The organism is Streptomyces humi, assembly GCF_001005085.2.
GTDB lineage: Bacteria > Actinomycetota > Actinomycetes > Streptomycetales > Streptomycetaceae > Streptomyces > Streptomyces humi.
On record NZ_LBMU02000052.1, the window covers coordinates 40537 to 51763 of the forward strand.

Annotated in this window: 12 protein-coding genes and 2 tRNA genes; 4 read left to right on the forward strand and 10 right to left on the reverse strand. The window is 70.0% G+C overall.

Annotation, left to right across the window (positions count from 1 at the left end):
• Positions 1–14: 14 nt before the first annotated feature.
• Positions 15–638, reverse strand: a complete 624-nt coding sequence (locus AAW13_RS23860) for a TetR/AcrR family transcriptional regulator (RefSeq protein WP_046731096.1) — start codon at positions 636–638, stop codon at positions 15–17.
• Between the two features lie 151 nt (positions 639–789).
• Here AAW13_RS23860 and AAW13_RS23865 point away from each other — a divergent pair, with 151 nt between their 5' ends.
• Positions 790–1419, forward strand: a complete 630-nt coding sequence (locus AAW13_RS23865) for an NAD(P)-dependent oxidoreductase (RefSeq protein WP_046731095.1) — start codon at positions 790–792, stop codon at positions 1417–1419.
• On the opposite strand, the gene AAW13_RS23870 is transcribed toward AAW13_RS23865, so the two are convergent.
• The 8 genes from AAW13_RS23870 to AAW13_RS23905 all read right to left on the reverse strand — a co-directional run bounded on the left by AAW13_RS23870 (position 1413) and on the right by AAW13_RS23905 (position 6559).
• Positions 1413–2486: a UDP-N-acetylmuramate dehydrogenase gene (locus AAW13_RS23870; protein WP_046731094.1), complete on the reverse strand. Its 1074-nt coding sequence runs from the start codon at positions 2484–2486 to the stop codon at positions 1413–1415. The two genes, AAW13_RS23865 and AAW13_RS23870, sit on opposite strands and share 7 nt — an antisense overlap.
• 102 nt (positions 2487–2588) lie before the next feature.
• Positions 2589–4049 carry an MFS transporter gene (locus tag AAW13_RS23875; protein WP_046731093.1) on the reverse strand — a complete coding sequence of 487 codons (1461 nt, stop codon included), beginning with the start codon at positions 4047–4049 and terminating at the stop codon, positions 2589–2591.
• Between the two features lie 98 nt (positions 4050–4147).
• Positions 4148–4729, reverse strand: a complete 582-nt coding sequence (locus tag AAW13_RS23880) for a TetR/AcrR family transcriptional regulator (RefSeq protein WP_079178935.1) — start codon at positions 4727–4729, stop codon at positions 4148–4150.
• A gap of 366 nt (positions 4730–5095) precedes the next feature.
• Positions 5096–5524 (reverse strand): MaoC family dehydratase, encoded by a 429-nt coding sequence (locus tag AAW13_RS23885; protein WP_046731092.1) that lies wholly within the window; start codon positions 5522–5524, stop codon positions 5096–5098.
• A 7-nt stretch (positions 5525–5531) separates the two neighbouring features.
• The gene (locus AAW13_RS23890; protein ID WP_046731091.1) at positions 5532–5996 is read right to left on the reverse strand and encodes a MaoC family dehydratase N-terminal domain-containing protein; all 465 of its coding nucleotides are present in this window, start codon (positions 5994–5996) and stop codon (positions 5532–5534) included.
• 117 nt (positions 5997–6113) lie between these two features.
• Entirely contained in the window at positions 6114–6278 is a 165-nt protein-coding gene (rpmG, locus tag AAW13_RS23895) for a 50S ribosomal protein L33 (RefSeq protein ID WP_003948671.1), read from the reverse strand.
• A 91-nt stretch (positions 6279–6369) separates the two neighbouring features.
• A tRNA-Met gene (locus tag AAW13_RS23900) sits at positions 6370–6442 on the reverse strand.
• A gap of 44 nt (positions 6443–6486) precedes the next feature.
• A tRNA-Thr gene (locus AAW13_RS23905) sits at positions 6487–6559 on the reverse strand.
• 278 nt (positions 6560–6837) lie between these two features.
• Here AAW13_RS23905 and AAW13_RS23910 point away from each other — a divergent pair.
• Positions 6838–8124 (forward strand): amidohydrolase family protein, encoded by a 1287-nt coding sequence (locus tag AAW13_RS23910; RefSeq protein ID WP_046731090.1) that lies wholly within the window; start codon positions 6838–6840, stop codon positions 8122–8124.
• Positions 8125–8382: 258 nt separating this feature from the next.
• Positions 8383–9039 (forward strand): SDR family oxidoreductase, encoded by a 657-nt coding sequence (locus AAW13_RS23915; RefSeq protein ID WP_046731119.1) that lies wholly within the window; start codon positions 8383–8385, stop codon positions 9037–9039.
• Positions 9040–9087: 48 nt separating this feature from the next.
• Here AAW13_RS23915 and AAW13_RS23920 read toward each other — a convergent pair whose 3' ends face one another.
• Complete coding sequence (locus AAW13_RS23920) at positions 9088–9300, reverse strand: hypothetical protein (protein ID WP_071659666.1); 213 nt, start codon at positions 9298–9300, stop codon at positions 9088–9090.
• Positions 9301–10373: 1073 nt separating this feature from the next.
• Here AAW13_RS23920 and AAW13_RS23925 point away from each other — a divergent pair.
• Positions 10374–11045 (forward strand): AfsR/SARP family transcriptional regulator, encoded by a 672-nt coding sequence (locus AAW13_RS23925; RefSeq protein ID WP_240528710.1) that lies wholly within the window; start codon positions 10374–10376, stop codon positions 11043–11045.
• Positions 11046–11227 lie beyond the last annotated feature (182 nt).

The following is an 11227-nucleotide window of genomic DNA, read 5'->3' on the forward strand; positions in this document are numbered from 1 at the left end:
AATGCCTCATGGCGTCAGGGTCCCCGGCGCACGGGGTCCTCGGCAACGGAGATTCCGCCCAGCAGGGTGCGGGTGACCCGGGCGGCGAACTCGTCCACCGGGGGGCGTTCGCCGGTCGGGGTCGCGTCGTAGCCGAAGACACGCTGGACGCAGGCGCCGAGCAGCAGGGACGCGGCCGCGGAGGTGTCGGCGTCGGGGCGCACCCGCCCGGCCGCCTGCTCGGCACGCAGGTAGGCGGCCAGGGCCCGCATCGGGAGGTGCGGTCCGGCGCCGATGGTGCGCAGCCGGTCGTCGAGCTTCCGTTTGAGCTGCTGTTCCGCGTACAGGGACGCGGCGATCGGGAAGCTCTCCTCGTAGAAGAGGGCGGCCTGGCGGGCGATCTGGGTGAGGTTGTCCTCCAGGGTGCCCCGGCCGGGTTCGACGGTGAGTTCGCCGAGCAGCGGCAGCAGCCGCGGCAGCCGCTCGCTCAGTACGTGCACGAACAGTTCTTCCTTGTTGCGGAAGTACTTGTACAGCGCCGCTTCGGAGCAGCCGGCCGCCCTGGCGATCTCCTTGGTGGTGGCTCGGGCGAGTCCGACGGTGCGCATCAGCTCGTGTGCGGCGTCGAGGATGCGGGCGCGGGCCGGTTTCTGCTGCATGACGCCCAAGGATCACATGTCCCTTCGGTGGGTGTGCCGGATGTGGAGCGGGGGCTTGACGGGTGAGTGAGTACTTACCCACCCTAGGAGCGACACATGGGTGAGTGAACACTCACCCACCACCAGCGGGACCAACACGACGGGAGCAGTCATGAACCTCACTGTCTTCGGCGCGACCGGTGGGATCGGCCGGGAGATCGTCGGTCAGGCACTGGCGTCCGGGCACCGGGTGACCGCGGTGGTCCGCGACCCGGCCCGGCTGACCGTGACCGGCCCCGGCCTGGTGGTGGTCCGCGCGGACCTCACCGACCCCGAGGCGGTCCGCCCGGCGGTCGCCGGCCGGGACGCGGTCCTGTCCGGCCTGGGCCCGCGGAGCACGAAGGACGCCGGGGTCGCCGCCCGTCTGACCCGAACGGTCCTGGCCGCGATGGAGGCGGCCGAGGTGCGGCGGCTCGTGGTGGTCAGCGCGGCACCGGTGGGCCCGGAACCGGACGACGGCATCGTGGACCGCGCGGCCCGCGCGCTGGTCTCGAAGGTCCTCAAGGCCGTCTACGACGACCTGCGCGAGATGGAGGCGGAACTGTCCCGCAGTTCCACGGACTGGACGTCGGTGCGCCCTCCCCGCCTCCAGGACAAGCCCCTGACCGGCACCTACCGCAGGGTGATCGGCGGCTTCCCGCCGAAGGGCCGCTTCATCGCGCGGGCGGACGTGGCCCACGCGATGCTGGCGACGATCGACGACGAGGCCACCGTGAAGCAGGGGGTGGGGGTGGCCTACTGAACGGGGCTTCCCTGGAGACTCACGCCGACGGTCACCGGCTCGTTGACGAGGGTCACGCCGAACGCCTCGCGAACGCCCGCGACGATCTCCCGCGCCAGCTCCAGCAGATCCTCCGTCGTCGCCCCGCCCCGGTTGGTCAGTGCCAGCGTGTGCTTGGTGGAGATCCGGGCCGCCCCGTCGCCGTACCCCTTGCCGAACCCGGCCTTGTCGATCAGCCAGGCCGCCGAGGTCTTGGTGTGTCCCTCCCCCGCCGGATAGGCGGGGGGCTCGGCCCCGTCGCCCAGCCGCTCGCGCACGCGCGCGTGGAAGTCGGCGAACTGAGCGTCCGTGAGGATCGGGTTGGTGAAGAAGGATCCCGCCGACCAGGTGTCGTGGTCCTCGGGGTCCAGCACCATGCCCTTCCCGGCCCGCAGCTTCAGCACGGTCTCACGGGCGTCGGCCAGCGGCACCCGGTCGCCGGGCTCCACGCCGAGCGCTCGCGCGGTCTCGGCGTACCGCAGCGGCGCCGACAGACCGCCCGCGTCCTCCAGGGCGAAGCGGACCCGCAGCACGACGTACCGCGAGGGGTCGTCCTTGAACCGGCTGTGCCGGTACGAGAACGCGCACTCCTCGTTGGTGAGCGTCACGGCCGCCCCGGCCCTGCGGTCGTACGCGACGACCTCGGTGATGGTCGAGGACACTTCCTGGCCGTAGGCCCCCACGTTCTGGATCGGGGTGGCGCCCGCCGAGCCCGGGATCCCGGCAAGGCACTCGACGCCTGCCAGTCCGGCCTCGACGGTACGGGCGACGGCGTCGGTCCACACTTCGCCGGCCGCCAGCTCCAGGGTCGTCCCGCGCAGTTCGAAGCCGGTGGTGGCGATGCGCAGGGCGGTGCCGTCGAAGCCCTTGTCACCGATGACCAGGTTCGATCCGCCGCCGACGACGAGCAGCGGGGTCCCGCTGTCGTCGGCGGCCCGGACCGCGGCGATCACCTCGGCGTCGGTGGTCGCGGTGACCAGCCGGGTGGCGGGGCCGCCGAGCCGGAAGGTGGTGAGGGGGGCGAGAGGGGCGTCGTGGAGTTCCTGCACGCGCCCAAGACTACGAGACGCCACCGGCAGTGCCGCCTGCCGAGCCGCACGCGCGCGTGGGGCCCCAGTCCACCCGGAACGGGGCCCCACGCGCGCGTGCCGTCAGCTGCCGACGGTCACCGGCTCCGGCACGGGCTCCCCCTCGGTGGCGACCCGCGTGACCCGGCGCCGCCCCGGGATCAGCAGCGCGGCCACCCCGGCGACCGCGACCGCCGCCGAACCGGTCACCAGGGCGGGCCGCAGCCCGTCCACGAAGTTCTGGGCGCTCTGGTAGCCGCCCTGCGCGGAGAAGATCGACGACATGACCGCGACGCCGAGGGCTCCGCCGACCTCGCGGAGCGCGTTGTTGGCACCGGAGGCGATGCCCTGTTCCTGCGGGCGTACGGCGGACATCACCAGGTTGGCGGCCGGGGCGAAGTACAGGGCCATGCCGACTCCGCTGATGACCAGACCGGGCAGCTGGGCACTGTAGGAGGCGTGCGCGGTGACCACGGAGGCCAGGTAGCCGAGCCCGGCGGCCTGTAGGAAGAGCCCGGCGGCGACGACCGGGCGGCCGCCGATCCGGTCGGAGAGGATGCCCGCGATCGGCGCGACGATCATCGGCATGCCGGTCCAGGGCAGCATCCGAAGACCGGCCTCGGTGGGCGAGTAGCCGAGCACACCCTGCATGTACTGGCTGAGCAGGAAGATCGAGCCGAACATGCCGAGGAACATCAGCAGGCTGGCCGCATTGATCCCGGAGAAGGCGCGGGAGCGGAAGAGCCGCATGGGCAGCATGGGGTTCTTGGCGACGCTGCCGTGCAGTACGAACCCGGCGAGCAGCGCGCTGCCGGCGAACAGTCCGGTGAGCACCATGGGGCTGGTCCAGCCGTCGGCGGGGCCGCGCACCAGGCCGTAGACGATCCCGAACAGACCTCCGCTGGCGAGCAGCGTGCCGGGTATGTCGAGCGGGGCACCGGTGCCGTACGACTCGGCGAGCCGGAGGCGGGCGAGAGGCAGGACGGCGACGCCGAGCGGGACGTTCAGCCAGAAGATCCAATGCCAGGACACGTGTTCGGTGAGGCTGCCGCCGATGAGCGGCCCGGAGGCGACCGCGAGCCCGTTGACGGCTCCCCAGATGCCGTAGGCCATCCCGCGCCGGGCCTCGGGCACTGCCGCCGTCAGCAGGGTGAGGGTGAGCGGCATCATGACGGCCGCGCCGACGCCCTGGACCGCGCGGGCGGCGATCAGGGAGTCGATGCCGGGCGCCAGGGCCGCTGCGGCCGACGCACCGGTGAAGACGGCGAGGCCGGCGAGGAAGAGCCGGCGGCGGCCGAACCGGTCACCGAGGGCGGCGCCGAACATGAGCAGGACGGCGAAGGTGAGCGTATAGGCGCTCACGGTCCATTCGAGGTCGTCCAGGGCTCCGCCGAGGTCCTTGCGGATGGACGGCAGGGCGGTGGTGACGACGAGGTTGTCGAGGGACGCCATGAATCCGGCGACACCGGTGATGACGAGCGCCCATACGGCACCACCGCGACGTACGGTCTCTCGTCCTGTCTGCGTTGCGGTCTCTTGTGACATCGCTCCCCCAGAGCGTGGTCTGCGAACGTTCATTAGTTATTGATCACTAATTTTCTGAGCCATGAAAAAGCCGGGTGCGGGAACGGCGAACCGGCCTCTCACTCGTCACGGCACTTCTCCAGCCGCCCCGTGCTCCCGGCATCCGGGTACATCCCCTGCCAGACCCGGTGATCGGGCGGAAACCCCATGGCCGCGTAGGTATTGATGAGCATCCCCTTGGCCAGGAAGGTCGTCGTGCGGTCGACGTCGGCACCCGAGAGCAGATGCACGGTCTCCCAGAGGCGCGACCAGCCGGCCCGCACGATCTCACCGAACTCGTGCTCACCCTCCGCCTCCGCCGCGGCAACTGTGATGTACGTCTGCATCTGCATCTGGAGCCGCTCCGGCCGCTCCTGGATGAGCCGCACGTACGCGTCACCCATGGCATGCAGGGCGTCCTCACCCTCCAAGCCCTTGGCCGCGTCCTCGAAGACCTCGCGCATCTCGTCGATGCAACGCTGCGAGGCGGCGCCGAAGATCGCTTTCTTGCTCGGGAAGAGCCGGAAGAGATACGGCTGCGAAACCCCGACCCGCTTGGCGATCGCCTCGGTGGAGGTGCCGTAGTAGCCCCTCTGCGAGAACTCCGTGATCGCCGCACGAACGACACTCTCGCGCCGCTCCTCGGCACTCATCCTGACCATGCGAGAAAGTTAGTACTCAATCACTAACTAGGTCAAGGGCCCGCTCGCCCGCCCCCGGATCCGCCGCAGGATCGCCGCGGGCGGGGCCACAGCACGCCGAGGTCACCATGCGTGAGGGTCACCATGCGTAAGGGGCGCCTCGCATGGAGAACGCCCCTTACCTCTGATACGGCACCACGAACCGCGATCGCCGCCGCGGCTCCGGCCTGCGCCCCTGCGGCCTGCGACCTGCGCGCTCCGGCCTGCGACCTGCGGGCCTGCGCGGCTTTGGCCTGCATAGCTGCGGCCTGCGCGGCTTTGGCCTGCGTAGCTGCGGCCTGCGCGGCTTTGGCCTGCGTAGCTGCGGTCCGCGGGCCTGTGAAGGCCTCAGCCCAGTCGTACGACCGCCCGGGACATGCCGAGCACCTTCTGTCCGGCGCTGGTCGCCGTGAGGTCGACGCGCACCGTGTTGTCGTCGAGCTTGGCCGCGACCTTGCCGCTGACCTCGATCAGGGCACCCTGGTCGTCGTTCGGGACCACGACGGGCTTGGTGAACCGGACGCCGTAGTCGACGACGGCGCCCGGGTCGCCGGTCCAGTCGGTGACCACACGGATCGCCTCGGCCATGGTGAACATGCCGTGCGCGATGACGTCCGGCAGGCCAACCTCCTTGGCGAACTTCTCGTTCCAGTGGATGGGGTTGAAGTCCCCGGAGGCGCCCGCGTACCGCACCAGCGTGGCGCGGGTCACGGGGAAGGTCTGCGCCGGCAGCTCGGTGCCGACCTCGACGTCCTCGTACGCGATCTTCGACGTCATCGGATCCTCACGCCTCGCCTTCTGCTGCGTCCGCCGCGCGGGCCACCAGCTTGGTCAGCGCGCTCACCACGAGCTCGCCCGCCTCGTCGTGGACGTCTCCGCGGATGTCGATGATGTCGTTGCCCGCGAGCGACTTGACGGCCTCGATGGTCGAGGTCACGCTCAGCCGGTCACCGGCTCGCACCGGGCGCCGGTAGGCGAACTTCTGGTCGCCGTGCACGACCCGGCTGTAGTCCAGGCCGAGCTGCGGGTCCTCGACGACCTGTCCGGCAGCCCGGAAAGTGATCGAGAAGACAAACGTCGGCGGGGCGATCACATCGGAATAGCCGAGCGCCTTGGCGGCTTCCGGGTCCGTGTACACGGGATTGGTGTCGCCCACCGCCTCGGCGAACTCACGGATCTTCTCCCGGCCCACCTCGTAGGGCTCGGTGGGCGGGTAGGTCCGTCCCACGAAGGACTGGTCGAGCGCCATCGGCCCGGCACCTCCTGATGTCTGCTGTGCTGTCCCACAAACTAGCGGGAAAGCCTGCTCCCGAAACGCCGTGAGGCCGCCCCCGAACCGGGGACGGCCTCACGAACGAGCCTGTGATTATCGCGTTTCGCGGTGCGCAGTGTGCGCGTTGCAACGCGGGCAGTGCTTCTTCATCTCAAGACGGTCCGGGTTGTTACGCCGGTTCTTCTTGGTGATGTAGTTCCGCTCCTTGCACTCCACGCAGGCCAGCGTGATCTTCGGGCGGACGTCGGTGGCAGCCACGTGAGTGCTCCTAAGACGAACGGATGGACTTGATTCAACGCAAGAAAGAGTAGCCGATCGAAGGACCGACCCCGCAATCGGCTACTGTCAGTAGCGGTGACCGGACTTGAACCGGTGACACAGCGATTATGAGCCGCTTGCTCTACCGACTGAGCTACACCGCTTTGATGAGATCAGCCCCGCCTCGCGACGGGACCTCTCACACCAGAGCCCCAATACGGAATCGAACCGTAGACCTTCTCCTTACCATGGAGACGCTCTGCCGACTGAGCTATTGGGGCGAGCGATGAAGACATTACACGCTCGGCAGCCGTTCACCCAAATCCGTTTCCCGCCGCCCTTCGCGGCCCGTTCCGCACGGCTCGCAGCCCCCTCACAACCGCCTCCCGGGCCCCTCCCGACGCTCCCCCCGCGCGCGTGCCGGACACGTTCCTCGCAGGTCCGACGGCTCCGGTACGACTATTGCGCTCCTCCCCGCCCCACGCGGCTCGCCACCCTAGGCTCGACTCACTCTGTGTGATCTTGAGTCCCACGCCTGGACCGACCTTCCTGGAGCGCGATGCCCGACAGCCAGCCGCAGCCGCCCTCGTCGTCGTCCAACTCGTCGGGCTCCTCGGGCTCCTCAGGCTCCCCGGGCCAGTCCGACCCCGCCGCGCTCCTCCTGTGCGGCGCGCGGCTCACCGACGGCCGGACCGTGGACGTACGGCTGGGCGGCGGGCGCATCGAGGCGGTCGGCACGGCCGGCAGCCTCGCGTCCGGCCTCGCCCGCGCGGGCGGCACCCGCGTGGACCTCACTGGCTATCTCCTCCTCCCGGCCCCGGCCGAACCGCACGCCCACGGCGACACCGCGCTCTCCGCCGAACCCGACGGCCCCGTCTCCTACGAGCCGGAGGACGTCCAGCGCCGCGCCACCGAGGCGGCCCTGCTGCAACTCGGGCACGGCGCGACGGCGGTGCGCGCGCACGTACGCGTGGGCGACGTCCAGGGGCTGGGCGCACTGGCCGCGGTCCTCCAGGCCCGCCGCTCGCTGCGCGGCCTCGCGGAACTCACGACGGTCGCGATGCCGCGCGTGCTCACCGGGGTCGCGGGCGCCGACGGGCTGGCGATACTGCGGGACGCCGCGAAGATGGGCGCGTCCGTGGTGGGCGGCTGCCCCGACCTGGACCCCGATCCCACGGGCTACGTGGAGGCCGTGCTGGAGGTGGCGTCCGAGCACGGCTGTCCGGTCGACCTGCACACCGACGCGGCCGACCCGGCCCGGCTGGCCAGGCTCGCGGCGATGGCGGGGGGCATGCGCCCCGGCGTACTCCTCGGCCCGTGCGCCGGCCTCGCACGGCTGCCCGCCGAGGCGGCTGCCCGGGTCGCGGACCAACTCGCCGCGGCGGGCGTCACGGTGGTGTGCCTGCCGCAGGGCGGCTGCGGTTCGGTCGACCGGCGCGGCACGGCTCCGGTACGGCTGCTGCGCGCGGCCGGGGTGCGGGTCGCCGCCGGCAGCGGCGCCCTGCGCGACCTCTCGAACCCCGTCGGCCGTGGCGATCCCCTGGAGGCGGCTTACCTCCTGGCCTCCCGCCACGGCCTGCGCCCCGAGGACGCCTACGACACCGTGAGCGCCTCCGCCCGTGCGGCCCTCGGCCTGCCCGAGGTCCGCGTGGAGGCCGGTTTCCCAGCCGAGCTCCTCGCCGTACGCGGCGACCATCTGGCGGGCGCCCTCTCCCTCGCCTACAGCCGGATCGTGGTGCACCGGGGGCGCGTGGTGGCGCGCACGAGCGCGGTCCGCGAGTACTGCAACTCGGCGGTGGCGGCGGAGCTGGGACTGCCGCGACAGGGCCGGGGGAAGTTGTCCTGAGGAAGCACGCCTCCGGGGGCGGGGCGGCCACGGGCGGGCGCGGCGCACGGGTACAGGTCCGGGCCCGGGAGACGCGGCGTACAGGTCCAGGCCCGGGTCCGGGAGACGCGGCGTACAGGTCCGGGCCCGGGCCCGGGAGACGCGGCGTACAGGTCCAGGCCCGGGTCCGGCGTGCGCCGGTTCCTCGAGGCCACTCGTGCGTGTGGGGCGCGTGAAGTCGTGCGGCGGATGCGGGGCTTCGGGCGTACGGTCGGAAACATGCGCATTGTCATCGCTGGTGGTCATGGTCAGATCGCGTTGCGGTTGGAGCGACTGCTCTCCGCGCGCGGGGACGAGGTCGCGGGAATCATCCGGAAGGCCGAACAGGGCGACGCTCTGCGGACGGCCGGCGCCGAACCAGTGCTGCTCGACCTGGAGTCGGCGTCGGTCGAGGGGGTCGCGGCGCACCTGGCGGGGGCGGACGCCGCGGTGTTCGCGGCGGGCGCGGGTCCGGGCAGTGGTACGGCCCGCAAGGAGACGGTGGACAAGGACGCGGCGGTGCTGTTCGCGGACGCGGCGGTGCGGGCGGGCGTACGGCGGTTCGTGGTCGTCTCGTCGATGGGCGCGGATCCGGCACACGCGGGCGACGACGTCTTCGACGTGTATCTGCGGGCCAAGGGCGCGGCCGACGCCCATGTCGCCAGGCAGGACGCCCTGGACTGGACGATCCTGCGCCCCGGCGCACTGACGGACGAGCCCGGAACGGGGCTGGTCCGCCTGGAGGCGCACACGGGCCGTGGCCCGGTCACCCGCGACGATGTGGCCGCCGTGCTGGCGGAGTTGGTGGACACCTCGGCGACGGCGGGACTGACCCTGGAGCTGATCGGCGGGTCGACGCCGGTCTCGGTGGCCGTGAAGTCGGTGGCCGGGAACTGAGGTCGCGGACCGGCCGTTGATGTCGGTGACGGCGGCCGGTCGGAGTTCTCAGAACAGCGGCAGCTGTCCGGGGAAGTCCGGCACGACGTATCCGTCCAACGTCGGCTGCGCCGCTCCGAGTTGGGCCTGCCGTCGTGATCCGGCGCAGGAGACCAGGTCGCCCGTCTCGCGCGCCCCAGGAGGGTCGTGCCGCGCGAAGCGACCCGCTACTACGGCGATCTCGCGATGGCACACCGGACAGGTTCTGCGACGGGAGGACATGTGTTTCAGTGTGCCCCGAGGCGCGGCGCGCGTATCGGGGGCGTGGGGTCCCTCAGTCACCGCTCGTGCGTCACGACTGGAAGAGCCAGATGACCTTGCCCGTCCGGGCCGATGTGCGACACGTCACGCTGCTGTTACTTGGTGCGACCCGCGATACGACGTTCGATGTCGCTCGTACCGGCCTGAAGGCCGCCTCCCTGTTCTCTCCCTCATCCGCTAAGTCGCCGGGAGATTCGTGACCAATGTGGGCGTCGGCGGATTGGCAGGCGTCGGAACCTGGATCAGAAAGGGAACGAACACCATCTGCCCGTCCCTGAGCAGAGGCCTGTAAGAAATCCGATAGCAAACAATGGTGCTCGAATCACGAGTGGTTTCGTAGCATTTGAGGGCAGAACTCTCCAGCAGTTGCCGAGAATGCCACACGGACGCGCCTGCCTGACCCGTCGAGACACCCCACATACCAACGACGAAGCACGATAGGGCCGCAACTGCGACACTGCCGCTTCGCAGGAATACCTTCCGCATATTCATCACCCCGATGGTCGGCGTCGAACTCCCCTGGTGCGCCGAGGCTTCCTCGCGAGCTTCTGAGTGCGTCTGCGCGTCGATGCGCCAAGTACAGCAGGCGGTGCCGTCCCATCGCCGACTCCCACGTCGTGACATTCGATTTTTCCGCGTCGGCGCCACACGCAAGTTCGCCAAGCGCAACTATCGCCGGGAAATGGGACTAATGAGTCTACTACGGGCCGCCAGGATCAGCATTTTCACGTCCGGATGGACACGTCTCCGCACCACCGGGATACTTAGCGGCTCAACAGTCCCACTTTCACACATTCTCATTGGACAACCCTCACCGGGCAGAGCAGCATGGACCCGTTGGGAGGTGTGGAGGTCGCTGACCTTCGGCAATGGCGGTGCTGCCAGTCTGCGGGCACCCGGGGCCACCGATTCCTGGCGATCACACAGCTATGAGCTCAGATTATCTCGTCTCATTTTCTGTGACCGCACAGAGCCGTCCATCCGTACACATAGCTCTTCTCGGCGGTTTCGACCTAGTGGTCGACGATGTCCCGGTGACAGTCCAGGTCGGTTCGAAACGGCTCTTGGCATTCATCGCGCTCAATTATCGCGTCTCCGTCCCCAGGGCTTTGATCGCCGGAAGTCTTTGGCCCGAAGCATCCGAGCAGAAAGCGCACACGAACCTCCGGGCGGCGCTCACCCGTCTGCACGGCCTCGGCAGGAAAGCGCTGGATGTCACTCCCAGCGAGGTGCGTCTCGCGCGGAAGGTCACTGTCGACCTTTACCACGCTCGGTCGCTGGCCCAGGGCATACTCGACCCCAGCGTGCCGGCTGAGGACCTCGGCCTCAATCCGGCGACCGTCGACCATCTCTCCGCCGACCTGCTGCCGGGGTGGTACGACGAGTGGGTCATGCTGGAGGCGGAGAAATGGCGCGAGCTTCGACTTCATGCCCTTGAAAGACTGACCGGAGAATTCATCGACGCCGAGCAGTTCGCCGGGGCGGTGACGGCCGCTCATACGGCCGTGCAGGCAGATCCACTGCGGGAGAGCAGCCAGGCCTCGTTGATCCGCGCGCACCTGGCGGAGGGCAACCTTGCCGAGGCCCTTGACCACTTCGAACGCTACTCGCGGCGCCTCCGCAACGAGTTGGGGCTCCGCCCCACAAAGCGGCTGCGCCAGCTCGTAGCCGACCTGCGGCAGTCACCACCCGGAGGGGGACGGTAGGCACCGCGAGGAGAGCCGGACCGACGAAACCGCGACGCGCTCGGCCGCAAACATCCGCGAACCCGCCACCACCGTGAGTGGCGGGTTCGCTGTACCACTTCACCGACAGGGTCACGCCTGGTTGTTCTGATTAACCCCGCTGGTATCCGAGGCCTGGTTGTTCTGGTTACCGCCACTCGTCC